General features: G+C 59.4%; 21 protein-coding genes. 13 read left to right on the top strand and 8 right to left on the bottom strand.

Translation table 11 applies throughout. From position 1 onward, the window contains the following. Window positions 1–7: 7 nt before the first annotated feature. The gene (locus tag AC3ZVB_RS12705; protein ID WP_490146686.1) at window positions 8–2,920 is read right to left on the bottom strand and encodes an aminotransferase; all 2,913 of its coding nucleotides are present in this window, start codon (window positions 2,918–2,920) and stop codon (window positions 8–10) included. Window positions 2,921–3,146: 226 nt separating this feature from the next. Between AC3ZVB_RS12705 and AC3ZVB_RS12710 the strand changes: the two genes are divergently transcribed. From AC3ZVB_RS12710 to AC3ZVB_RS12720, 3 genes are read left to right on the top strand one after another with little or no spacing between them, the layout of a single operon-like run. Continuing rightward, window positions 3,147–4,955 (top strand): sensor histidine kinase, encoded by a 1,809-nt coding sequence (locus AC3ZVB_RS12710; protein ID WP_162437011.1) that lies wholly within the window; start codon window positions 3,147–3,149, stop codon window positions 4,953–4,955. After that, window positions 4,952–6,346, top strand: a complete 1,395-nt coding sequence (locus AC3ZVB_RS12715; protein WP_490146687.1) for a sigma-54-dependent transcriptional regulator — start codon at window positions 4,952–4,954, stop codon at window positions 6,344–6,346. The genes AC3ZVB_RS12710 and AC3ZVB_RS12715 overlap by 4 nt, the downstream gene beginning before the upstream one ends. Before the next feature lie 40 nt (window positions 6,347–6,386). Beyond that, complete coding sequence (locus AC3ZVB_RS12720; protein ID WP_490146688.1) at window positions 6,387–6,842, top strand: thioesterase domain-containing protein; 456 nt, start codon at window positions 6,387–6,389, stop codon at window positions 6,840–6,842. 110 nt (window positions 6,843–6,952) lie between these two features. Here the strand turns inward: AC3ZVB_RS12720 and cysQ are convergent, their stop codons facing one another. Further along, entirely contained in the window at window positions 6,953–7,780 is an 828-nt protein-coding gene (cysQ, locus tag AC3ZVB_RS12725; RefSeq protein WP_162437014.1) for a 3'(2'),5'-bisphosphate nucleotidase CysQ, read from the bottom strand. Next, on the bottom strand, window positions 7,777–8,343 hold the full coding sequence (nudE, locus tag AC3ZVB_RS12730) for an ADP compounds hydrolase NudE (RefSeq protein WP_194691784.1): 567 nt from the start codon (window positions 8,341–8,343) through the stop codon (window positions 7,777–7,779). The genes cysQ and nudE overlap by 4 nt, the downstream gene beginning before the upstream one ends. A gap of 90 nt (window positions 8,344–8,433) precedes the next feature. On the opposite strand from nudE, the gene yrfG reads away from it, so the two are divergent. Beyond that, a complete protein-coding gene (gene yrfG / locus AC3ZVB_RS12735; RefSeq protein ID WP_490146689.1) occupies window positions 8,434–9,096 on the top strand; it encodes a GMP/IMP nucleotidase in 663 nt (220 codons plus the stop codon). 107 nt (window positions 9,097–9,203) lie between these two features. On the opposite strand, the gene lysM is transcribed toward yrfG, so the two are convergent. Next, complete coding sequence (gene lysM, locus AC3ZVB_RS12740) at window positions 9,204–9,653, bottom strand: peptidoglycan-binding protein LysM (protein ID WP_162437017.1); 450 nt, start codon at window positions 9,651–9,653, stop codon at window positions 9,204–9,206. A 138-nt stretch (window positions 9,654–9,791) separates the two neighbouring features. On the opposite strand from lysM, the gene AC3ZVB_RS12745 reads away from it, so the two are divergent. From AC3ZVB_RS12745 to AC3ZVB_RS12760, 4 genes are all read left to right on the top strand, one after another. After that, window positions 9,792–10,679: a LysR family transcriptional regulator gene (locus AC3ZVB_RS12745; RefSeq protein ID WP_162437018.1), complete on the top strand. Its 888-nt coding sequence runs from the start codon at window positions 9,792–9,794 to the stop codon at window positions 10,677–10,679. Window positions 10,680–10,770: 91 nt separating this feature from the next. Then, window positions 10,771–11,610 carry a formate dehydrogenase accessory sulfurtransferase FdhD gene (gene fdhD, locus AC3ZVB_RS12750; RefSeq protein WP_490146690.1) on the top strand — a complete coding sequence of 280 codons (840 nt, stop codon included), beginning with the start codon at window positions 10,771–10,773 and terminating at the stop codon, window positions 11,608–11,610. Beyond that, window positions 11,607–13,955 (top strand): FdhF/YdeP family oxidoreductase, encoded by a 2,349-nt coding sequence (locus tag AC3ZVB_RS12755; RefSeq protein ID WP_490146691.1) that lies wholly within the window; start codon window positions 11,607–11,609, stop codon window positions 13,953–13,955. Before fdhD ends, AC3ZVB_RS12755 begins: the two co-directional genes overlap by 4 nt. 268 nt (window positions 13,956–14,223) lie before the next feature. After that, window positions 14,224–14,709, top strand: coding sequence for a glycine zipper domain-containing protein (locus tag AC3ZVB_RS12760; RefSeq protein ID WP_490146692.1), 486 nt, complete (start codon window positions 14,224–14,226; stop codon window positions 14,707–14,709). 89 nt (window positions 14,710–14,798) lie between these two features. On the opposite strand, the gene AC3ZVB_RS12765 is transcribed toward AC3ZVB_RS12760, so the two are convergent. The 3 genes from AC3ZVB_RS12765 to AC3ZVB_RS12775 all read right to left on the bottom strand — a co-directional run bounded on the left by AC3ZVB_RS12765 (window position 14,799) and on the right by AC3ZVB_RS12775 (window position 18,654). Continuing rightward, a complete protein-coding gene (locus tag AC3ZVB_RS12765; RefSeq protein ID WP_162437022.1) occupies window positions 14,799–15,218 on the bottom strand; it encodes an acyl-CoA thioesterase in 420 nt (139 codons plus the stop codon). A gap of 169 nt (window positions 15,219–15,387) precedes the next feature. Further along, complete coding sequence (locus tag AC3ZVB_RS12770) at window positions 15,388–16,614, bottom strand: 3-hydroxyacyl-CoA dehydrogenase (protein ID WP_490146693.1); 1,227 nt, start codon at window positions 16,612–16,614, stop codon at window positions 15,388–15,390. 111 nt (window positions 16,615–16,725) lie between these two features. Next, complete coding sequence (locus AC3ZVB_RS12775; protein WP_490146694.1) at window positions 16,726–18,654, bottom strand: RecQ family ATP-dependent DNA helicase; 1,929 nt, start codon at window positions 18,652–18,654, stop codon at window positions 16,726–16,728. Between the two features lie 346 nt (window positions 18,655–19,000). On the opposite strand from AC3ZVB_RS12775, the gene AC3ZVB_RS12780 reads away from it, so the two are divergent. From AC3ZVB_RS12780 to AC3ZVB_RS12800, 5 genes are all read left to right on the top strand, one after another. Then, window positions 19,001–19,294: a hypothetical protein gene (locus AC3ZVB_RS12780; protein ID WP_194691789.1), complete on the top strand. Its 294-nt coding sequence runs from the start codon at window positions 19,001–19,003 to the stop codon at window positions 19,292–19,294. 154 nt (window positions 19,295–19,448) lie between these two features. Then, the gene (locus AC3ZVB_RS12785) at window positions 19,449–19,628 is read left to right on the top strand and encodes a YhfG family protein (protein WP_194691790.1); all 180 of its coding nucleotides are present in this window, start codon (window positions 19,449–19,451) and stop codon (window positions 19,626–19,628) included. Further along, a complete protein-coding gene (locus tag AC3ZVB_RS12790; protein WP_490146695.1) occupies window positions 19,618–20,226 on the top strand; it encodes a putative adenosine monophosphate-protein transferase Fic in 609 nt (202 codons plus the stop codon). The genes AC3ZVB_RS12785 and AC3ZVB_RS12790 overlap by 11 nt, the downstream gene beginning before the upstream one ends. A gap of 39 nt (window positions 20,227–20,265) precedes the next feature. Then, window positions 20,266–20,619: a DUF1493 family protein gene (locus AC3ZVB_RS12795; protein WP_490146696.1), complete on the top strand. Its 354-nt coding sequence runs from the start codon at window positions 20,266–20,268 to the stop codon at window positions 20,617–20,619. Window positions 20,620–20,661: 42 nt separating this feature from the next. After that, window positions 20,662–21,516: an EamA family transporter gene (locus AC3ZVB_RS12800; RefSeq protein ID WP_490146697.1), complete on the top strand. Its 855-nt coding sequence runs from the start codon at window positions 20,662–20,664 to the stop codon at window positions 21,514–21,516. Between the two features lie 63 nt (window positions 21,517–21,579). Here the strand turns inward: AC3ZVB_RS12800 and AC3ZVB_RS12805 are convergent, their stop codons facing one another. Continuing rightward, window positions 21,580–23,121 carry a phosphoenolpyruvate carboxykinase gene (locus AC3ZVB_RS12805; RefSeq protein WP_122840747.1) on the bottom strand — a complete coding sequence of 514 codons (1,542 nt, stop codon included), beginning with the start codon at window positions 23,119–23,121 and terminating at the stop codon, window positions 21,580–21,582. Window positions 23,122–23,249 lie beyond the last annotated feature (128 nt).

Genomic DNA, 23,249 nt, shown 5'->3' on the forward strand with positions numbered 1-23,249 from the left:
GTGCCGCTTACAAGCCTTCGCTGAGGACTTTGGAGAGCATCTCCACAAAGAAATCCACACTCCGACGCGACGTCACCATCGGCGGTTTGATTTTGAGGATGTTCAGGTCATCGCCCGTCGGCTGCATGAAAATGCCCAGTTCACGCAGGCGATCACACAAGGCGGTGGTCTCCTGCGTCGCTGGCTCCAGGGTCTCGCGGTTGCGGATCAGCTCCACGCCCAAATAGAAACCGGAGCCATGCACCGCGCCCACAAGCGGATGAATATCGATCACCGCTTCAAGCCGCTGTTTGAAATACCCGCCCACGACCTGAGCGTTCTCCCAGAGTTTCTCCTCTTCCATCACATCGAGTACTGCCATGCCGATCTGGCAACTCACCGGACTGCCGCCAGCCGACGAGAAGAAATAACCCTCGGCCTCGAGCGCTTCGGCGATTTCCCGGCGAGTGATGACCGCACCCAGTGGCTGACCATTGCCCATGCCCTTGGCCATGGTGATGATGTCCGGCACCACGCCCTGCTCCTCAAATCCCCAAAAGAAACGGCCCATGCGGCCATAGCCGACCTGCACTTCATCGGCGATGCACACCCCGCCCTGGGCGCGAACCAGTGCGTAGACCTGCTTCAGATAGCCCGGCGGCAACGAGATCCCGCCCGCATTGCCGTACACCGGTTCGCAAATAAACCCGGCGAGCTGGCGTTTCTGCTCGGCGATTTTCGCCAGGTTGTGTTCGACGCTGCGCACGTAATCCGGCGCACTGTCCTGGCCACGAAACTCGCCGCGATAGATGTTCGGCGCGATCACCGGGTGCACCCAATCGGGACGGCTGCTCAAGGCCTGGGGATTGTCGGCAATCGAGGTCGACACCGCATCGGCGCCCACCGTCCAGCCGTGATAGGCCTCCAGCACGCTGACCATGTCGCGCCCGCCGCTATAAGCCCACGCCAGACGAATCGCCAGGTCGTTGGCCTCGCTGCCGCTGTTGACCAGAAACACGCGGTCCATGGCGTCCGGCGACAGCTTCAGCAGCCGCTCGGAAAACTCGGCAACCGCGGCGTAGTTGAAGCGTGAGTTGGTGTTGAGCAGCGACCACTGGCGACTTGCAACCGCTGCCATGCGCGGATGCCCGTGGCCCAGCACCGCGACGTTGTTGAGCATGTCGAGATAGGAACGACCCTGCATGTCGATCAGGTGATTGCGCCAGCCACGTTCGATGCGCGGCGGGTCGACGTAATAGTGTTTTTGGGTACGGGCGAAACTGGCCTCGCGACGCGCCAGCAATGCCTGCCAATCCAGCTCCTGCTCCGCATCGCAGGCCAGCCCCAACAACATTGCCGGGGATGGGCACAACGCTTGCCAGGCGGCCGCTCGGGACGGCGTGCAAAACAGCGGCGCATCCAGCGAAGCACCTCGGCACAGCTGCACCACTAACGGGCCGCTGACCGCACCCAGCACCTGGCCTTTCACCAGTGCCGCACCCGTGTGCAGCGATGGCGTCACGCCCCACAGCCGCAGGCTCAGTTGCGGGCCGTCGAGTTGCAGAACGCCCGCCGACCGTTGATGGACCATGCCGGCAAATGGCGATTCGACCGCCGTGCCGTGGGGTACCCGCAACTCCACGTGCAAGGGACAGGTCTCGGGTTCGGACGGAATGTCCGGCTGAGTGCGGGACAGGCGATACTGCCCGTAACGACTGGCCGCCAGACCATGCGCCGCTGACGCTTCGTCCAGCAGACGCTGATCGATCCCCTCTTGCTCCCAGTTACCGGCCTCGAAATGCGGACTGAGCACCCCTAGGTCGATCAAGGCAAATTCTCGCCCGACCAGGCTTGGCAGCAGCGGCGCAAAACCTTCACTGCCAATGCTCGTCAGGCTCTGGCCAACAGAACTCAGGATCGCCGCTTCCATCAACGCCAACGGTACCGACGTCGCAACGCGGAAGATCTCCCACTCATGGGTGAGGTTGTCGCGACTGTAGTCATTGCCCGGATCGACGCTGACCTGCTGTTCACCGCTGAGCACCAGCACCGCTGAACGCGCAACAATCAACGGCCACAGCGCCAGCAGCTCCGCAGGCTGTAACGGATTGACCGCGTGGTACGCCTGGACCGCCGGCAAGATATAAAAGGGATCCCCCTCGGCGTGGTGCAGCAACGCCGCGCAGGTCACCGAAAGATCAGTGATGCGCCAGGTACTAATCAGGTCGCCGAAATCGATCACGCCCTGCAGTTGCCATACGCGTTGCGCATCACGCTGCCAGACCACGTTGTCATCGGTGATGTCCATATGAATCGCCTGCACAGGCAGCTGATCCACCAACGGCAGCAAATGGCGCTCGGCACGTTCGGCCACTTCGGCGATCTGCTGGCGCTGCTGGTCATCCTTGATAACCGGCAGCAAATGCGCGATCAACGCGTTGGCGTGACGGGCGTCCCATTGCAGCGTACGCGCCAGCCCTGGGTGATCGAAGTCAGCCAGGGCCAGATCCATTTCGCCACATAACCGTCCGAAACCCGCCACCACCGAACCGGGCAGATGACCCAGGTGAGTCAGCGGCTGGCCTTCGATGTAATCGAGCAATCGCACATGCACCGTCTGCCCATCCACTTCCAGCGACAGCAGATCAGCGCCGTTTTTGGCGAGTATCACCCGAGGCACCTGCACATCGGGGTGATCGGCAAGGTGTTTGAGCCCCGCGTGCTGGGCTTGCAGCTCCTGTACCGCGTAATCACCGCGACAGATTTTCAGGACGAAACGCCCTTGGTCACTGTCGACGCGATAATTAAGATCCTGCTGACTGCCAAGCGCCTGCAACCTGCCACTCAACCCGTAATGCTTTTCGAGCAGCGCTGACGCTTGCTCCGCAGACACCTGCGGGCTGGGCAAACTGGCGCGATGAATCAACGTGGCGAGCGGCATACAAGACCCCTGAGAAAGTATTCAGGCGCTTATATCGCCACTGCTCGGGGCGATACGCAACCCCTTCAAGAGCGGGACCACTCGCGTCCACCTGGCATTTGATGGGCAACTCGACGCCGCGCCGCAACTTTCGGCCTATCACCACATCGCCATCTGATTCAACGACGCTGACGTCTTTTCCCGAGCGTGGGCATAATGCGCCTGTACTTTCAGGCGCTCGATGCTCATGACTCCGACCCTTCCCCGCAGACCCCGCTGGCGCAGCCTCGCACTGCTTGCGCTGTGCCTGGCACCTTTGCTGTGGCCGCTGGAGCATCTGGCCGAGCGTTATTACCGCAGCGAACTGGCTGGGCAGAATCGCCAGACCCTCGATCTGTATGTGGCCAACCTGCTGGGCACGCTGCACCGGTACGAGGTGTTACCGCAGATCCTCGGTGATCTTCCGGCCCTGCGCGCGGTGCTGGGCGCGCCGGACGATAGCGTCACGCAAGGCAACGCCAACCGGTTGCTGAAGAACATCAGCGCTCAGACCGGTGCCGAGGTGATGTACCTGATGGACACCACGGGCAAGACGCTGGCCGCGTCCAACTGGGATAAAAACGACAGCTTTGTCGGGCGCAATTTTTCCTTCAGGCCGTATTTCAGCGAAGCCATGGCCGGACGGCTCGGGCGCTTTTTTGGCTTGGGTACGACGTCCGCCAAGCGTGGCTACTTTTTTGCTGCGGCCGTGCGACACGGCGAGAAAATCATCGGCGTGCTGGTGGTAAAGGTCGATCTGGACCACACCGAAAGCTTGTGGGGCAAGACGCCAGAGCAATTGCTGGCGACCGACCACAATGGCGTGGTCATTCTGACGTCGCGACCAGAATGGCGCTTCCGCTCGACCCGGGCGTTGAGCGAAGAAGAGAACAAGGCCATTACTGCGATTCAGCCCTATCCAACCCGCGATCCCAAACCGCTGAAACTCAATCCGAATGCGTGGCTGACGCAATCCCGACAAATTGAAGAAACCGGCTGGACCGTCAACATTCTCGCGCCGCGCACCCTGATCGACCGCCCCGTTCGCACCGTGGTCGCCATCGGCGGCGCCACTTTGCTGGTATTGATGCTGTTGCTCGGGCTGATGATGCAGCGTCGGCGCCATTACCTCGAACGCATCGCTTTCGAAGCCAAGGCGCGCCGTGAACTGGAAGGGCGTGTCGCCGAGCGAACCAGTGATCTGGAAGGTCTCAATCGACGCCTCAAGGAAGAAGTGCTGGAGCGCGAACAGGCCCAGCAGGAACTGGTGCGCGCCCAGGATGATCTGGTGCAGGCCGGCAAACTCTCGGCGCTGGGGACGATGTCGGCCAGCATCAGCCACGAACTGAACCAGCCGCTGGCAGCGATCCGCAGCTACGCGGAAAACGCCGAAATACTGCTCGATCACCAGCGCACCGACGATGCGCGTGGCAACCTCAAGTTGATCAGCGAGTTGACCGCGCGGATGGCATCGATCATTGCTCACCTGCGCGCCTTCGCCCGGCGCGATCGACACGCCCCTGAAAGCGTTGCCCTGCAACCGGCGCTGGATGACGCGCTGGCCCTGCTCGCCAAGCGTCGGCGCAGCATGGAAGTCGAGCTGATTCGCGATTTGCCCGCCGCCACTTTGTGGGTCGAAGCGGGGGAAACCCGTTTGCGCCAAGTGCTCGGCAACCTGCTGGCGAATGCCCTGGACGCCCTCACGGAAAAAGGTCCGCCGCGTAAACTCTGGCTGAGTGCCCAATCCACCGCTGATGGCGTCACCTTGTACATTCGCGATAATGGCCCGGGCTTCTGCATGGAAGCCCTCGGACGCGCCAGCGAGCCCTTCTACACCACCAAGACCCGCACCCAAGGGCTTGGACTGGGGCTGGCCATTTGCGAAACCCTGATGCGTGCCTTCGGCGGTGAACTGTTGTTCTCCAACCACAAGGAAGGCGGCGCCCTGATTACCCTGAAGCTGCGCCCAGGCGCACCGGGCGTGAGCCTGCAACCGTCCGAGGACCGAAGTGCATGACCATCGACAACCGCATCCAGGTCGTGTTGATCGACGACGATCCCCATCTGCGCCAGGCGTTGAGCCAGACGCTGGACCTTGCCGGCCTGAAGATCTTGTCGCTGGCGGAAGCCAAAGGCCTCGCCGCACAGTTGGAACGCGACTGGCCAGGCGTGGTGGTCAGCGACATCCGCATGCCAGGCATGGACGGCCTCGAACTGCTGACCGAATTGCATGCTCAAGATCCGGAGCTGCCGGTGCTGTTGATCACGGGTCACGGCGATGTACCGCTGGCGGTGCAGGCGATGCGCGCCGGGGCCTATGATTTTCTCGAAAAGCCCTTCGCCAGCGATGCGTTGCTCGACAGCGTGCGTCGCGCATTGGCCCTGCGCCGACTGGTGCTGGACAACCGCAGCCTGCGTCTGGCCCTGAGCGATCGCAATGAATTGAGCGCCCGGCTGGTCGGCCAGTCGGCGCCGATGTTGCGCCTGCGCGAGCAGATCGGCGCGTTGGCCGCCACCAAGGCCGATGTGCTGATCCTCGGTGAAACCGGGGCCGGTAAAGAAGTCGTCGCCCGCGCCCTGCACGATTTATCAAATCGGCGAAACGGTCCGTTCGTGGCGATCAACGCCGGAGCGCTGGCCGAATCGGTGGTGGAAAGCGAATTGTTCGGTCACGAGCCGGGGGCGTTCACCGGCGCGCAGAAACGTCGCATCGGCAAGTTCGAGTTTGCTAACGGCGGCACGCTGTTTCTCGATGAAATCGAAAGCATGAGCCTGGATGTGCAGGTGAAGTTGCTGCGCTTGCTGCAAGAGCGCGTGGTGGAGCGTCTGGGGGGTAATCAGCAGATCCCGCTGGACATCCGCATCATCGCCGCGACCAAGGAAGACCTGCGCCAGTCCGCTGATCAGGGACGCTTTCGCGCCGACTTGTATTACCGCCTGAACGTCGCGCCGTTGCGCATTCCACCTCTGCGCGAGCGCGGTGAGGATGCGCTGGTGTTGTTTCAGCATTTCGCCGATGAGGCCAGTGCCCGTCACGGTTTACCGCCCCACGAATTGCAACCGGGGCAACGCGCCCTGTTGCTGCGTCACACCTGGCCGGGCAATGTGCGGGAGCTGCAAAATGCGGCGGAGCGCTTTGCGTTGGGACTGGAGTTGGCACTCGACAACAGCTCGTCCGATGGCGTGTCCGGCACGGCTGTTGAAGTCGTCGGCGGAGGCTTGAGCGAGCAGGTGGAGCATTTCGAAAAGAGTCTGATCGCGGCAGAACTCGCACGTTCCCACAGCTCGGTCCGCAGTCTGGCTGAAGCACTCGGCGTCCCACGTAAAACCCTGCACGACAAACTGCGCAAGCATGGGTTGAATTTCGCTGACAGCAGCGCCAACACCTCCACCGACGAGCTCGATTGAGCCACCGTCCAATCATCCACCTGAAAGCAAGAGAGCATTCATGAGCCGCAACAGTCGCTACCTGGAATCCATCCTCCATCACGACATCCCCCTGACGCGGGACATGGGCCTCAAGGTGCTCGACTGGCACGACCATCAATTGCGCCTGCACTTGCCGCTGGAAGCCAACGTCAACCACAAGAGCACCATGTTTGGCGGCAGCCTGTATTGCGCCGCCGTGTTGGCGGGCTGGGGCTGGCTGCATTTGCGTTTGCGTGAAGAAGGGATTGAAGACGGGCACATCGTGATTCAGGAAGGGCAAATCAGCTATCCGTTACCCGTGACGATGGATGCGGTGTCGATTTGTCAGGCGCCGAGTGCCGCGGTCTGGAAGAAGTTTCTGGCGATGTATCAGCGATACGGTCGGGCCCGGATTACACTGCATTCGCAGATTGTGAATGCTGACAGTGATGACGATGCGGTGACGTTTACCGGGCAGTTCGTTTTGCACCGGTGAAGCAAAAGATCGCAGCCTCGTTTCACTCGACAGCTCCTACAGAGAGAACACGTTAATCCGTGCCCCCTGTAGGAGCTGTCGAGTGAAACGAGGCTGCGATCTTTTGATCTTCAAACCCGAGCCAGCTCCAGCAGCTTTTCCCGCCAGGCCGCTTTCGCCGGCAGCGCCAGAAAGAACCCGTTCAACAACGATTCCCGCGCCGGATAACTGAACGACGCTCCGCTCAACTCCAGCACCTCACCGCCCGCCCCTTCCAGCACGCCTTGGGCGGCCGCCGTATCCCACTGCGATGTCGGCGCCAGGCGTGGATAACAATCCGCCGAACCTTCCGCCAACAAGCAAAACTTCAACGAGCTGCCGATATTGGCCAGTTTCAGTTCACCCAGACTGGCACTCAAACCCGCCAGCAAGCGCTCCTGCTCGGGGCTCGAATGCCGCCGGCTCGCGACGACAGTAAAAGCCTGCCCTGTAGGCGGCACCGTGCGAACCTGGATCGGCGATGGCGGAGTATCTTTATCACCACGCCACGCCCCCAACCCTGCGCCACCGACATAAAAGCGTCCGCTGGTCGGCATCGAAACCACACCAAAAACAACCTGACCCTGCTCGATCAACGCGATGTTGACGGTGAACTCTTCACTCCCCGAGATAAACTCCTTGGTCCCGTCCAACGGATCGACCAGCCACCAACGCTGCCATCCGGCACGCACGGATTGGGGAATGTTGGCGTCCTCTTCGGACAGCACCGGAATGTTCGGATCGAGCGCCGTCAGGCCATCCAGGATCAAATGGTGCGCCGCCAGGTCAGCGGCAGTCACTGGAGAATCGTCGGCCTTGGCAGTCACAGCCGTGCCCGTGCGCCAGAACGGCAGGATCGCGTCACCCGCTTGCAACGCCAACGCGACGACGGGTGCCATCAATGGGTGGGGAAAATTCATGGCAGAAACACCCCGCGCTGAGTCAGCAGGTCACGGGCCAGATACAGCGCCGCCAAGGCACGGCCCTCGGTGAACTGCGGGTTTTGTGCCAGCGCCGACAGCTCGCGCAGGTTGACCTTGCTCACGCCCATCGGCTCGGGCTCATCACCCTCCAGGCTTTCCTCGTACAGATCGGTAGCAAGCACCACCTGAATCTTCTGGCTCATGTAACCGGGCGACAACGACAACTCGGTCAAATGCTCCAGTTGCCGTGCGCCATACCCCGCCTCTTCCTTGAGCTCGCGCTCGGCCGCGGCCAGTACATCTTCGCCCGGCTCGATCAAACCTTTGGGCAGCGACATTTCGTATTCATCAGTGCCGCCGCAATACTCTTCGACCAGCACCGCATGGTCCGAATCGAGCATCGCCACAATCATCACCGCGCCATAGCCGGCGCCCTTTCCGACCAATCGCTCATAGGTGCGCTCCACGCCGTTGGAAAAGCGCAACTTGAGCTCTTCGACGCAGAACAAGCGACTGGTGGCGACGATCTCGCGGGCGAGGATGGTGGGTTTCTGGCGCATGAGCGGCTCCTTGGCGATAGCGGGTTACTATACCCGGCCTATCCTCATTGTTGATCCCGGATATCCTTTTCACCGCTGGAGAAGTTTTTTATGTCCCTGCTGCCCTGGCACGACATCGACACCGTTCTGTTGGACATGGACGGCACGCTGCTGGACCTGCACTTCGACAACCATTTCTGGCTTGAGCACTTGCCCCAGCGCTACGCCGAGTTGCACGGGGTGAGCCGGGCCATGGCCGAAATGGAATTGCAGCCGCTGTTTGAGCGTAACGCCGGCCAGTTGCAGTGGTACTGCCTGGACTTCTGGAGCGCGGAACTCAAGCTGCCGGTGCGTGAACTGAAACTGGAAACCGCGCACCTGATCGCCCTGCGCCCTGATGCGGATACCTTCCTGGCGGCGATCAAGCGAGCAGGCAAACGCGTGGTGCTGATCACCAATGCGCACCGTGATTCGCTGTCATTGAAGCTGGAGCGAATAGAGCTGGCGCCTTACTTCGAGCGTCTGATCAGCTCTCACGATTACGGTTTCCCCAAGGAAAACCCGCAATTCTGGGACGCCTTGCAGGCGGACATCAGTTTCGACCCGGCGCGCAGCCTGTTTATCGACGACACCTTGCCGATCCTGCGCAGTGCGAGGGATTTTGGCGTGGCGCATCTGCTGGCGGTGCGCGAGCCGGACAGCCGCAAAGGGCCGAAGGACACGGCGGAGTTTGCGGCGGTTGGGGACTATCGGGAGCTTATCGAAGGCCTCTGATTCCATGTAGGAGCTGCCGCAGGCTGCGATCTTTTGATCTCGACGGTAAAATTCGGAAAAACAAGATCAAAAGATCGCAGCCTGCGGCAGCTCCTACGGACCTCACATTATTCAGGAATCCGCAGCGACTGCCCCGGATAGATCTTGTTCACATCCTTGAGCATTGGCTTATTGGCCTCAAAGATTTTTTGATACTTGTTGGCATCGCCGTACACGCGCAGGGAAATCGCGCTGAGGGTGTCGCCTTTCTCGACCACGACGAACTTCGCGGCGACGACAACGGGACCGGTGACGGTGATCTGGTCTTCTACACCACTGACACCTGCGACGTTGCCCAGCGACAGCAGGATTTTTTCTTTCTCTTCCTGGGTCGCGGCCTCGCCACTGGCGATGACCTTGTCACCCTCAACCTTGACCTGAATCTTGGAAGTGTCGATACCTGTCAGGGCATCCTTCACGTGCTTGGTCAGCGCTTCGCTATTGGCTTCGGCCTTATCCGGCGTCAGCGCACCGAGGATTTTTTCACCGGCTTCTTTGAGAAAACTGAAAAGGCTCATCGTGTGCTCTCCATAGGAATAAATGGGTCCAGACGCAAAAGCCTAGACCAAGCTTGCCAAGTGCGGATCCAACCCGACCAATGACGCCGATTCCCCCCAGGCGCTAGAATCCCAACCTTCCCGCGCCCTGGAGCGAAGATGGACATCAAGCAGCTGAAATTCCTCATCGCCCTCGACGAAACCCGCCATTTCGGTCAGGCGGCCGCCCGGTGTCACATCACCCAGCCCACCCTCTCGATGCGCCTGCGCAGCCTCGAAGAAGAGCTGGAGTTGCCGCTGGTCAACCGCGGTCAACGCTTCGAAGGCTTTACCGCTCCGGGTGAACGGGTTCTGGCGTGGGCGCGCACGGTGCTGGCGGCCTATGACGGTCTGCAAGCCGAAGCGGCGGCCTGTCGCGGTAACCTGGTCGGTACGCTACGGCTGGGTGTGGTGCCGCTGTCGAGCTTCGACCCGCTGCCGCTGATGCAGCGCTTGCATGCCGAACACCCGAACCTGCGCTTCGAACTCTCGGCCCTCAGTTCCGAACAGATCCTCGAACAGCTGGCGAACAATCGACTGGACCTCGGCGTTTCCTACCTCGAACGCCTGGATGGCGAGCGCTTCGATTCCCTGGCGTTCAGCGAAACCCGCATGGGCTTGCTCTACGATCAACGCTTCTTCAATTTCGGTGAGACGCCGTTGAGTTGGGAGTCGCTGATCGAATTGCCGCTGGGCATGCTCACCAGCGGCATGCACTTTCGTCAGTCGATCGACCATAACTTCCACAGCCGTGGCCTCACACCTCAGCCGCTGTTGCAAACCGACGCCGTGCATCAACTGTTACAAGCTGTGCACGGCGGCCTGTGCTGCGCCGTTATGCCGCTGGACGGTGGCTTGGAAAATCTCACTGATCACTTGCGCCTGCAGCCCATCGAAAACGCCCAGACCCTCGCCCGGCTAGGGCTGATCATGCGTCGCAGCGCCCCGCGCTCGGCGCTGGCAGAAGCCTGTTTTGCGATTTATCAGAAATCGCCGACGGGCGCTTGATCGACGCCATCTATCAGCGCATCAGTATTAGCGATTAGACGCGACCCTTTGACGCGCCTAGGCTTAAAGCTGATCAATCCGTGGTGATGCCATGAACGCCAAGCGCCCATCCAGCGCGGCGCCTGCCCTCGAAACGCCCGCGCCCGCTGCGAGTCAGACCTACAGCTACAGCAACCTTGAAAACACCGAGTCGGACAGCACCGCGCTGGCCGAGGAAGTCGCGTTGGCGATTGCCTACAACGGCATCAGCCAGGCCGTGATGCTGGTGACGCCGACCGATCTGGAAGACTTTATCGTTGGTTTCAGCCTGGGCAGCGGCATCATCGAGGACGCCACCGACATCTATGACCTGCAACTCACCGGTTCGGGCTCCGCACAATACGCCCAAGTGACCATCGCCAATCGCGCCTTCTGGAACCTCAAGCAGCAACGTCGGCAAATGGCCGGCACCAGCGGTTGCGGTCTGTGCGGCGTGGAAGCGGTCGAGCAGGCATTGCCTGACCTCAAGGTCCTGCCCGGCGCGCCACTGCCTCCGGCCGAATGGCTCGACGGCCTGCGCCAGCGCATCGGCGCATTTCAGCCCCTGGGCCAACATTGCGGCGCCGTGCATGCGGCGGTGTTCATGAACGACCAAGGCGAATTGCTACTGGGCCGCGAAGACATCGGGCGGCATAACGCCCTCGACAAGCTGATCGGCGGACTGATTCGCCAACGCATCCCGATAACCGGCGGGCTGGCGATCGTCACGAGCCGTTGCAGCCTCGAACTGATCCAGAAAGTGCTGCGGGCAGGCATCCAGACCCTCGTCAGCCTGTCGTCGCCCACCGGCCTTGCCGTGCAATGGGCCCGCCGTCACAACCTCAATCTCATCCACCTGCCGCAAAAAAGTGCGCCGCGGGTCTACAGCCCTGCGTTGGAGAATCAAGCGTGAGTCAACACAATCAAGCCGACCAGAAACCCGTTTCGCGCTACAAGCCTTACAAAGGCCCGGCCGGTGGCTGGGGCGCGTTGGCCAGCGTTGCCCGTGCCTGGTTGACCAGTGACAACGCGCTGAAAAATCTGCGCATGATGCTTAAAACCAACAAGAACGGCGGATTCGACTGCCCCGGTTGCGCCTGGGGCGATTCCAACGAAGCCGGCATGGTGGCGTTCTGCGAGAACGGCGCCAAAGCCGTGAACTGGGAAGCAACCAAGCGGCGTGTCGATGGCGCGTTCTTCGCCAAGCACAGTGTGAGTTCGTTGCTGGAGCAAAGTGATTACTGGCTCGAGTACCAGGGCCGACTGACCGAGCCAATGAGCTACGACGCACAAACCGATCGCTACAAGCCGATCAGCTGGGAAGACGCCTTCGCCTTGATTGGCAAACACCTGCAAGGGCTGTCGAGCCCGAACCAGGCCGAGTTCTATACCTCGGGCCGCGCCAGCAACGAAGCCGCGTTCCTCTATCAGTTGTTCGTGCGCGCCTACGGCACCAACAACTTCCCCGACTGCTCGAACATGTGCCACGAGGCAAGCGGCGTGGCGTTGTCGCAAAGTGTCGGCGTCGGCAAAGGCACCGTGACGTTCGACGACTTCGAACATGCCGATGCGATTTTCGTCTGGGGCCAGAACCCCGGGACCAACCACCCACGAATGCTCGAACCGCTGCGCGAAGCGGTGAAACGGGGTGCGCAGGTGGTGTGTATCAATCCGCTGAAAGAGCGCGGCCTTGAGCGCTTCCAGCACCCGCAGCACCCGCTCGAAATGCTCACCAACGGTGACAAGCCAACCAACACCGCGTACTTCCGTCCGGCACTGGGCGGCGACATGGCGATCATGCGCGGCATGGCCAAGTTCCTGCTGCAATGGGAGCGTGATGCGCAGAAGGCAGGTGAGCCTGCCGTGTTCGACCACGACTTCCTGAATGAACACAGCGTCAACGTGCTGGAATACCTGGGCACCGTCGACGACACCTCATGGGAGCAGATCGTCGAGCAATCCGGCCTGCCCCTTGTGGAGATCGAGCAAGCCGCGCGGATGTACGCCAAAGGCAAGAACGTAATCATGTGCTGGGCGATGGGCATCACCCAGCATCGCCATTCGGTGGCGACCATCCAGGAAATCGCGAACCTGATGCTGCTGCGCGGCAACATCGGGCGGCCAGGTGCAGGGCTCTGCCCGGTGCGTGGTCACAGCAACGTGCAGGGCGACCGGACCATGGGCATCAACGAGCGTCCGCCGGTGGCGTTCCTTGATTCGCTGGAGCGTCGTTTCCAGTTCAAGGTGCCGCGCGAAAACGGCCATAACGTGGTCGAGGCGATTCACGCCATGGCCGAGGGTCGCGCGAAAGTCTTCATCGGCCTGGGCGGAAACTTCGCTCAAGCCACGCCCGACAGCCCGCGCACGTTCCAGGCGTTGAGCAATTGCGACCTGACGGTGCAAATCAGTACGAAGCTCAACCGTAGCCATTTGGCCCATGGCAAAGTCGCCCTGATCCTGCCATGCCTGGGGCGCACCGACATTGACATCCAGACCGAAGGCCCGCAGGCGGTGACCGTTGAAGATTCGTTCAGCATGGTCCACGCGTCCAACGGTCAGCTGCAGGCGCTGTCGAAGCAGATGCGTTCCGAGCCGGCGATCATCGCCGGCATCGCTGCCGCGACTCTGGGGAGCAAGCCGGTGGACTGGAATTGGCTGGTGGCCGACTACGATCGCATTCGCGACCTGATCGCCGACACGATTCCAGGCTTTCGCGACTTCAACGTGAAGGTCAAGCATCCGGGGGGCTTCTACCTTGGCAACAGCGCGGGTGCGCGCAAGTGGAACACGGCATCAGGCCGCGCTAATTTTCGACCAAACGTTCTGCCCAAAGACCTTGTGCATGAGCGCACACGCGCGACCGGCGTGCTGCCGGATTTGATCATGCAGTCGTTGCGTTCCCACGATCAGTACAACACCACGATCTATGGGCTTGATGACCGTTACCGTGGGGTGAAAGGCCAGCGTGATGTGCTGTTCGTGAACGAGGCCGACATCATTCGCCTGGGCTTCAAACCGGGTCAGAAAGCGGACATCGTTTCGATTTGGGATGATGGCCGTGAGCGTCGGGTGAAGGGGTTTACACTGCTGGCATTTGATATTCCGGCAGGTCAGGCAGCGGCTTACTATCCGGAAGTGAACCCACTGGTGCCGCTGGAAAGCACTGGGGATGGCAGCCATACGCCGACGTCGAAGTTTGTGGCGATACGGTTGGAAGCGGCGAGTGAAACTGGATTGATCATGGCCAGGTCGGCCTGACATGGATCGTGGATCGTTCCCACGCTCTGCGTCGGAACGATCTTAACTTTTCAGCGACAAACCACTTTTCGATCGCCCACAAAAAAGGCCGTTTTTTCGCAAAAACGGCCTATCCGAAGTAACTAAAGACCGACGAAAAACACTTAAGTTCCGTCTAAAAAACAGTAACTTATAGAATTGTGTACAAGTCGTGTTACTCGTCGGATTTTGATTGTCACCACTACCACACAGCCTCAGGATCGCGTCGTCATCCCCTTGAGGTTCCTCTATGAAGTTCTCCTCGATTCTCTTGTTGTCCCTTGGCCTGGTCAGTGGCTTCGCTTCTGCCGGAGGCACCACCGAAGCAGGTGTGGGCGGCGCATTGGGCGGGGTTCTTGGCTCGGTCGTCGGACAGTCGTTAGGCGGCAACACAGGTTCAACCATTGGCGCAGCCCTGGGTGGCGCGGGTGGTAGCGCAGTCGGCGCAGACAAACGCAGCCGTGGCGAAGCAGCCATTGGCGGCGCGCTGGGTGCGGCAGGCGGTAACGTGGTAGGCCGCAGCGTGGGCGGCACCACTGGCAGCCTGATCGGCTCGGCAGCAGGCGGCGGCGCGGGTGGCGCGCTGGGTAACTACATGGGTAACAAGAGTGACGACGATGATGATCGTTATTCCAGTCGCGGCCGTGACGATCGCCGTTACTACCGTGATGGTCACCCTGGACGCGGTCACGCCTATGGCCATCGCAAGCATCACAAACACAATCGTCATCGTTGATTGCTAGACGATAAAAAGATCGCAGCTTCCAGCAGCACCTGCATTGGTTAGTGAACCTGCAGAGCTGTCGGAGGCTGCGATTTTTCGTTTCAGATCACCAACCGCTCCAATGCCGTGCGTAACGGGCCAGGGATCGTCACCGGCTCATTCGACGCGCGGTCCACGAACACGTGAACAAAACGCCCCGCCGCGCAGGCTTCATCTTCGCCGGCTTTGAACACTGCCAATTCATACTGCACCGAACTGTTGCCCAGCTTGCCCACGCGCAATCCGATCTCGATCCGATCAGGGAAAGCAATGGACGCAAAATAGTCGCAGGCTGAACTCACCACGAAACCCACCACGTCACCTTCATGAATATCGAGCCCCCCGACTTCGATCAGGTAGGTATTCACCGCCGTGTCGAAGAAGCTGTAGTAGGTGACATTGTTGACGTGACCGTAGGCGTCATTGTCATGCCAGCGCGTGGTGATGGGCTGGAAGTGCGGGTATTCGGTGCGTTGAGGCATCGGCGTCGGTTCCTTGAATGTGAGGGGCAGTCTAATGCGAAAACCGTGTCGTATTCATCGCCAGCAGGCTGGCTCCCACAGCGGGCCTTCAACGTGCACTAATAGTGTGTCCGGCGCAGATCCAAAGTGGGAGCCAGCCTGCTGGCGATGAGGCCGGTGCTGTCCCCGATTATCTTTCAGCAAACCCCTTGCCCATCGCCTTCAGGTCCCCAATCAAGCGGGCCGGCTGCCAGTGATCGCCCTGCCGGGTCTCAAGCGCCAACAAGCGTTGATGGATATCCGCCAGCCCTTGCTGATCCGCCCAGGCCATTGGGCCGCCCTTGTCCGCCGGGAAGCCATAGCCGTTGAGATAAACCAGATCGATGTCGTGCGCGGAGCCGGCGATGCCTTCCTGGAGAATCTTCGCCCCTTCGTTGACCAGAGCCAGCAAGCAGCGCTCGAGGATCTCCTCAGGCCCGATCTCCCGGCGCTGGAAGCCCAACCCTTCGCTGACCTGCAGAACCAGCGCATCGACCTCCACATCGTGCTCAGCCTGACGACTGCCCGGTTCGTAGTGGTAGTAACCGTTGCCACTTTTTTGCCCGAAGCGCTCCAGCTCACACAAACGGTTGTCCACTTGGACCTCTGGTGCATCCTGTCCAGTGCCCGCTAACTCCCGAGCGCGCCACTGCAGGTCGATCCCGACCACGTCGAACATGCGGAACGGTCCCATCGCGAAACCGAAACCTTGCAGCGCCGCATCCACCTGATAAGGATAGGCACCTTCCAGCAGCATCTTGCGGGCTTCGAGCACGTAGGTATTGAGCATGCGATTGCCGATAAAACCATCGCAATTGCCGGAGACAACGCTGACCTTGCCCATGCGCTTGCCTAGCGCCAGCGCGGCATCCAGAACCGCTGGCGCAGTCTTGGCGCCACGGACGATTTCCAGCAGTTTCATGATGTGCGCCGGGCTGAAGAAATGCAGGCCCAGGACTTGCTCTGGCCGTCGGGTTGCCGCGGCAATGGCGTCGATATCCAGCGCCGAGGTGTTGCTGGCCAGAATGGCTTCAGGCTTGAGCAGACCATCCAGTTCGCGGAAGATTTTTTGCTTGAGCTCGAGGTTCTCGTAAACCGCCTCAATGACCAGATCGACGTCGCGAATCGCTGCGTAGTCAGGAGCCGTTGTAACTCGAGCAATGCGTGCGTCCGCTTCGGCCTGGTCGATACGCCCCTGGCGCACGTTGTGCGCGCAAGTCTGCGCGACTGCGTCCAGCGCCTGTTCAAGCATCTGCGGATTGTTGTCGACCCATTGCACCGGCACTCCGGCGTTGGCCAGGCACATCACAATGCCCCGGCCCATGGTGCCCGCGCCGATAACGGCTGCGCGCTGAATATTGAACGGTGTCTGGCTCATGGTTGTTCTCTTGTTGGCGATCCAAAGACAGCCCTCACCATAGTCAGCCACCGCGTATTTTTGAAATTTATTCCTGTGATGAGCAACATTCAGCGGATGGATGAGCCTGTGTCAGAGGCGCGTTTCGACCCAAGCCCGCACTTCGCCATAGGGATAATCCTCCAGCACCGCATACCCCGACATGGCACGCGCTTTTAACTTGGTGAACAACGGCACACTGATCCCGCATAGGAACCGCGTGACGCGTTCAGCCGAGGGAGCGCTGCCGGTCTGCGCTTCGTGCTTGTGGATAAAGTCACTACACAGCGCTTCGAAAGACTTACCCACAAGTGCGGGGAGCTCTGGCGGCGATGGCAACCGTGCTATGTCCCCATGGCACACCGAACAATGCCCGCACCGCTGCGGCGCATTTTCATCGCCGAAGTACTCGGCCAGTCGATAACCGAGGCATTGTTCAGTGGCAAAAAGGTCCAGCATGGCGTGAATCCGGGCGATCTCGGTGCGCTCATGCTGTGTGAAGTAAGCATGCAGTTCTGCGCCCAGTGCCTGACTGTCAAAATCCGTCTGCAATACGCTGTAGACCTCGGTCATGAGCTTGCTCTCCAGCTCGATCCAACCCTTTTCCTGGAAGTAATCCAGCGCCTTCACTACCCGACCGCGCTCGGCTTGATATTGGTCGTAAAGCGCGTCGAAACTCACCGTCGCCCAGGCGCGCGCACGCTTGGAAGTCTGGATAATCGCGGCAACGAAATCCTTCCGCTCGCCCTCGAAACGGGCAAGTAAAACCTCGGGCTCCTGCACATACTTGAAGCGGTATTCGGCGTAATAGGCATAACGCGGGGCGATGATCCTGCGCAGTTCCAGCTGTACCAACAACGTCTTGAGCGGGAGCTGCCGAATGTTGCTCTGATCTGCCAACGGGCCCAGCAAAAACTCCCATTGTCCTTCCGGCGCTGCCGCTCGCAATTCGTCGAGCACATGCCGGATACCGTCCAACTCAGGGGTGTCGCCGTAAACGAAGTTCTCCAGCACGTTGAGGCTGTCACGGTTGGCCAGGACCAGGCAGTCCGACGGCTGCCCGTCACGTCCGGCGCGACCGATTTCCTGGCTGTAGTTCTCGATCGATTTAGGCAGGTCAAAGTGCACCACATTGCGGATGTCACTCTTGTCGATGCCCATGCCGAACGCGATGGTGGCAACGATGCAGTTGGACTGGCCGCCCATGAAGCGTTTCTGGATGGCTTCCCGCTGCTCGTGGGGCAAACCTGCGTGATACGCCTCGGCCTGGATACCGTTGCGTTCCAGGTGCTCGGCAATGTGTTCAGCGGTTTTCTGCAAGGTGACATAAACGATGCTGGGCTGGCCCGGCCGCTGGCTCATCCATTCGACGAGTCGTCGGCGCTTGTCCTGGCCCCGTACCGGTTCCACCAGCAGGTTGAGGTTGGGGCGGTAGAACCCCGTGGTTACCACGTCTTCAGGCGCAATGGCGAACTTGGCCTGCATGTCCGCGATCACCTTGGGGGTCGCCGTAGCGGTCAGTAGCAGCACCTGCGGGATATTGAACTGATGCTGGTAGTCCGGAAGCTTGAGATAGTCGGGTCGGAAGTTATGACCCCATTCGGAAATACAATGCGCCTCGTCCACCACCAGCAAGGAAATCGGTACCTGCTGCAAAAAATTGCGAAAGCGTTCGTTTTTCAGGCGCTCTACCGAAATCATCAAAATCTTCAGCTCGCCAGACTTGGCGCGAGCCATCACATCACTGGCCTCATCACGACTTTGGGCCGAATCGATACTGCCTGCCGAGATGCCATGGCGCTGCAGGAATACGAGTTGATCCTGCATCAGCGCGAGCAGCGGTGACACCACCAGTGTCAGGTGCGGCAGCAACAAGGCAGACAATTGGTAGCAGATGGACTTGCCCGATCCCGTAGGGAAAATCGCTGCGGCTGAACGACCGGCCAACACGGCGCTGATCGCTGCTTCCTGACCGGGACGAAACTGTGAGAAACCGAAAACCTGTTCCAGGGTGTTGTGCATAAGCTGTCACTCCGTTGACCGCTGCGAAGCCCAAAGCCTAGCTGGCGATTGCAGCGAGTCGAGAAAAGGTCGGGGGTAAAACGATACGGGATGATACAGCGGATGGCGGAATAATCAGGACGGGTTGTCGTTATCACGTCTGACGAAACCGTGGGAAATTTCTCATTTATCGGCGTCTTTCACAAAACGTGTAGGGCCAATCCGAAAGCGCAGTAAAGCCCCTACACACCCTGTCGATTGAGGCTGTATTGCACACACAGGTCGGCATCGTCATAGTTTTCGCCGCGGCTGAAAATACTTGTCGGCCAGCCGGAGCGACCTCCGAATTCATCAAGGACAGGCTTCAATGAATCAGATCAATCCGCCTACAGAACGCTACCGACCGCTGAAGACCAGCTACAGCGAAACGCCCGTGCTAGTCATCGACTCGGAAGCCGATCCGCACGAAATACTCGACGCCGCCCGACAACGCATCCGCGCCGCCAGTGACCTGCTTGAAACGCTTTACTGTCAATGTTTTGAACAAGCCGAAGCCAGTGACATCCCCAAAATCATCAGCGCGCTATACCTGCTGACACAGGACGGTCACGAGTTGCTTGAAGTCGCTCGACAACGGATACCGAAATTTTCCATCACATGATGCCCCCCCGCTGCCGGACCTGCCCGCATTAGGTGACAACGCAGTAAAACTGACAAAAAACGATGTATCCGATAATTTGTGCAGCATAAAAATACCGGTCTATCGATCAGATCGTTTGAGCTACACTTGGGTATTGCACAAAGAGACAGGTGTCATGAGCGAACTGACTTTTCAGCAAAAACAAGATTATTACGACAAAGTACGTCGTTCGAATTACCTGGCGAGCTTGCGTCTTGAAGGCTTCGACACCTCACGTGCCGATGCTGAAAAGCCGCTCCCAACGCGGGAGTCGGTACTCAACAAATATCGTCAGACTCCAGTTAATGGTGGATAAATACGGGGTCGGCCAAGACCCCTATTGCTACTCTGGCAGCGTCGTTCTGCGCAATTTGCTCAACATTCGTAATGAAGAGCAACTACAAAAAGCGGAACGAGAACTCTCAGAAATCGCCGTCAGTAAACTCCGCCTACTCCCCCCGCCCTACAACCTCTGCCATTTCCAACACATTCATAAGTCTCTATTTTGCGACGTGTATGAGTGGGCTGGGCAATTGAGGTCAGTGAACATCCAGAAAGGCGATACTCTTTTTTGTACAGCAGAACGAATAGCCCCCGAAGCCGAGAAAATTTTTCGCGTCATGGAAAGTGCAGCATGGTTCGCTGGCACCCTTAAAGCGGAGCTTGTAGCTAAGGTTGCAGAGACCTACGGCGATCTAAACGTCGTTCACCCTTTTCGAGAGGGCAACGGTCGAGCTCAGCGGATCCTGTTTGAACAGATCATCATCAATGCAGGGTTTGCGGTTGATTGGTGGCTGGTCAAAGACACTGCATGGATACCCGCGAATATTGATGCGGTAACGTGCGATTACCGAGCCCTTGAATCCATATTCGAGCGTTGTATCGGCGACCAGTTGAATATGTCAGATCAATAAGATTGACCGTTTATGTCCTTTCTATCGGATAACCCCGCAATGAATCTCGCCTCCGACTTGCCCGACGATCACGACATGCAGCTGCTGATGCAGTTGCTGCACGAAGAACTTGGCCTGCCCGAACGTAAAACTGTCAGCCTCGCCACCTCGATCAACGTCGACCTCGGTTGCGACGGCGCTGATGCGCGAATTCTGATGGAGGTGCTGGAAGAACAGTTCGACATCGACTTCGTCGATTATGACGCCTATCGCTACTTCCACCCCGAAGGCTACGATGTGTTCCTTAAACGCAGGGCCAAAGGACGTGGCGACAAGGTTCCGCTGACCGTTGGCATGCTCTACCGGGCTATCAAGGCCCGCTGCTGGGATACTCAGGCGCTGGAAAGCCTCTGACGTCCGTAGCGCAATCTATAAGGACATAGAGTGGACGTACTGATGGGATTGCTAGCCGCCGTGATGTGGGGCGGTACGGATTTCCTGGTGGGTTTGAATGCCCGCGCAGTGGGTGTTAAACGCGCCGTTTATTTCGGTCAGGCGTTGGGTTTCTGCATCATGAGCCTGCTGCTGATCGCTTTCCCCGCCTTTATCCTCAAGTCGATGTCGGCATCGCTCCAAGTGTGGCTGATCGGCATGGGTGCCGCCGTGCTGACCGTTTCCGGCGCACTCGCGCTGTCAAAAGCGTTCGCCCTTGGCAAAGCGTCTATCGTCGCGCCGTTGGTGACTTCCTATGGCGTGGTGACGACGTTGTTGTCATGGGCCGCAGGTGAGCAGATCAGTCTGATCCAGCTGTTTTGCATTGCCCTGTGTGTGCTCGGGGTCATCCTCTCGAGCATTCACTCCGACTCGAAGATTCCACACACGACTCAAGCCGGCAGCTCGATTGCCTACGCACTGCTTGCAGCTGTTTTTTATGGCACCAGTTTCTGGCTGCAAGGCCACTACGTGTTGCCAGTACTCGGGCCAGTGACGATGCTCTGGCTGGCGTACCTGATCGGACTTATGGTGCTGATAGTCATCGTCCTGAGAATTGAGGACGGCCTGAAAATTCCACCTCTGAAAAACTGTATGACACTCACTGGCGCCAGCCTGATGAACCTCGGCGGGTTTTCGTCATTCGCCTGGGGCGCGGTGGCAGGATCGGTCTCGGTGGTGACGGTGATCAGCACGCTTTCCGGAGGAATCGCGGCGATTTTGGGGTATGTATTTTTCAAAGAGAGACTGGCGAAGATACAAATTCTTGGGGTTGTCCTGGTTTTACTCGGCGCATTTGTCTTGCACCTCAAAACCTGAAAAAACAGCGCCCACAAAAAAGCCGCCCCTAAAGGCGGCTTTCTCATGGCTTCAAACCAACACTTACAACTTCGGACCAGCAGCCTTGATGGCATCGCTCACGTCGAACTTCTTGAAGTTCTCAACGAACAGACCAGCCAGTGCTTTAGCCGATTCATCGTAAGCGGCTTTGTCAGCCCAGGTGTTACGTGGGTTCAACAGGCCAGTTTCAACGCCCGGCACGGCCAGTGGCACGTCGAGGTTAATGGTGTCGAGGTGTTCGGTTTCAGCACCGATCAACGCGCCGCTCTGAATCGCTGCGATGACGCCGCGAGTGGTCGGAATGTTGAAGCGCTTGCCGACGCCGTAGCCACCGCCGGTCCAGCCGGTGTTGACCAGGTATACCTTGGAGCCGAAGCCGCGGATGCGCTTGATCAGCAACTCTGCGTATTCGCCAGCTGGGCGCGGGAAGAACGGTGCGCCGAAGCAGGTGGAGAAGGTCGACTTGATGCCGCTGCCGGAACCCATTTCGGTCGAGCCCACCAGAGCGGTGTAGCCGGACAGGAAGTGGTAGGCCGCTTGCTCTTCGCTGAGGATCGAGACTGGCGGCAGTACGCCGGTCAGGTCGCAAGTCAGGAAGATCACAGCATTCGGCTCGCCACCGAGGTTCTTCTCGGAACGCTTGGCAACGTGTTCCAGCGGGTAGGCGGCGCGGCTGTTCTGGGTCAGGCTGACATCGGCGTAGTCGGCGTGCTTGGCATCATCGATGACGACGTTTTCCAGTACTGCACCGTGCTTGATGGCTTTCCAGATGACCGGCTCGTTCTTCTCGGACAAGTCGATGCACTTGGCGTAGCAGCCGCCTTCAATGTTGAACACAACGCCTTCGCCCCAGCCGTGCTCGTCGTCACCGATCAGGTAACGGCTTTCATCAGCGGACAGGGTGGTTTTACCGGTGCCGGACAGACCGAAAAACAGGGTCACATCGCCTGCTTCGCCAATGTTGGCAGCGCAGTGCATTGGCAGTACGTCGGCGGCCGGCAGCAGGAAGTTCTGCACCGAGAACATGGCTTTCTTCATCTCACCGGCGTAACGCATGCCGGCGATCAGCACTTTTTTCTGCGCGAAGTTGAGGATCACGCAACCGTCGGAGTTGGTGCCGTCACGCTCTGGAACGCATTCGAAGTTGGCAACGTTCAGAACCTGCCACTCTTCACGACCAGCAGGGTTGTACTGGGCCGGGTTGATGAACAGGCAGCGACCGAACAGATTCTGCCAGGCAGTCTGAGTGGTCATCTTCACGGCCAGGTAGTGATCTTCCGACGCACCTACATGCACATGGGAAACGAAGTGCTCTTGCGCGTTGTTGAAAGCCTCAACGCGGTCCCACAGGGCGTCGAACTTGTCGGCCGGGAACTTGCGGTTGATTGGGCCCCAGGCAATGGCTGCCTGAGTGGTTGGCTCTTCAACAATGAAACGGTCAACTGGCGAGCGGCCGGTGCGATGACCGGTGCGAACCACCAGCGCGCCGGTATCGGCAAGCTCGCCTTCACCGCGATTCAGAGCTTCTTTAACCAGATCATCAACACTCAGATCGGTGTACACGGCGTTATTGGCTTGCGTCATGAGATTCCCCGTCGGCCAGTGGCCGAGTGTGCTCCAAACGTTTTGTAGTAGAAAGTCGTGCACTACTACCGCGACAAAAAGTGGGCCGGATTATGCCAGAAACGCCCAAAAATAGTAGGGCCCTCCCG

Source organism: Pseudomonas sp. MDV22-iso1, from assembly GCF_058145095.1.

Coding starts and splice junctions, on each gene's coding strand:
- AC3ZVB_RS12775 (WP_490146694.1), bottom strand. CDS start 18,654: ATGCACAACACCCTGGAACAGGTTTTCGGTTTCTCACAGTTTCGTCCC.
- lysM (WP_162437017.1), bottom strand. CDS start 9,653: ATGAGCCTTTTCAGTTTTCTCAAAGAAGCCGGTGAAAAAATCCTCGGT.
- fdhD (WP_490146690.1), top strand. CDS start 10,771: ATGAACGCCAAGCGCCCATCCAGCGCGGCGCCTGCCCTCGAAACGCCC.
- AC3ZVB_RS12770 (WP_490146693.1), bottom strand. CDS start 16,614: ATGAGCCAGACACCGTTCAATATTCAGCGCGCAGCCGTTATCGGCGCG.
- AC3ZVB_RS12715 (WP_490146687.1), top strand. CDS start 4,952: ATGACCATCGACAACCGCATCCAGGTCGTGTTGATCGACGACGATCCC.
- nudE (WP_194691784.1), bottom strand. CDS start 8,343: ATGCGCCAGAAACCCACCATCCTCGCCCGCGAGATCGTCGCCACCAGT.
- AC3ZVB_RS12790 (WP_490146695.1), top strand. CDS start 19,618: ATGGTGGATAAATACGGGGTCGGCCAAGACCCCTATTGCTACTCTGGC.
- AC3ZVB_RS12760 (WP_490146692.1), top strand. CDS start 14,224: ATGAAGTTCTCCTCGATTCTCTTGTTGTCCCTTGGCCTGGTCAGTGGC.
- AC3ZVB_RS12705 (WP_490146686.1), bottom strand. CDS start 2,920: ATGCCGCTCGCCACGTTGATTCATCGCGCCAGTTTGCCCAGCCCGCAG.
- AC3ZVB_RS12720 (WP_490146688.1), top strand. CDS start 6,387: ATGAGCCGCAACAGTCGCTACCTGGAATCCATCCTCCATCACGACATC.
- AC3ZVB_RS12745 (WP_162437018.1), top strand. CDS start 9,792: ATGGACATCAAGCAGCTGAAATTCCTCATCGCCCTCGACGAAACCCGC.
- AC3ZVB_RS12805 (WP_122840747.1), bottom strand. CDS start 23,121: ATGACGCAAGCCAATAACGCCGTGTACACCGATCTGAGTGTTGATGAT.
- AC3ZVB_RS12780 (WP_194691789.1), top strand. CDS start 19,001: ATGAATCAGATCAATCCGCCTACAGAACGCTACCGACCGCTGAAGACC.
- AC3ZVB_RS12800 (WP_490146697.1), top strand. CDS start 20,662: ATGGGATTGCTAGCCGCCGTGATGTGGGGCGGTACGGATTTCCTGGTG.
- AC3ZVB_RS12795 (WP_490146696.1), top strand. CDS start 20,266: ATGAATCTCGCCTCCGACTTGCCCGACGATCACGACATGCAGCTGCTG.
- yrfG (WP_490146689.1), top strand. CDS start 8,434: ATGTCCCTGCTGCCCTGGCACGACATCGACACCGTTCTGTTGGACATG.
- cysQ (WP_162437014.1), bottom strand. CDS start 7,780: ATGAATTTTCCCCACCCATTGATGGCACCCGTCGTCGCGTTGGCGTTG.
- AC3ZVB_RS12710 (WP_162437011.1), top strand. CDS start 3,147: ATGACTCCGACCCTTCCCCGCAGACCCCGCTGGCGCAGCCTCGCACTG.
- AC3ZVB_RS12765 (WP_162437022.1), bottom strand. CDS start 15,218: ATGCCTCAACGCACCGAATACCCGCACTTCCAGCCCATCACCACGCGC.
- AC3ZVB_RS12785 (WP_194691790.1), top strand. CDS start 19,449: ATGAGCGAACTGACTTTTCAGCAAAAACAAGATTATTACGACAAAGTA.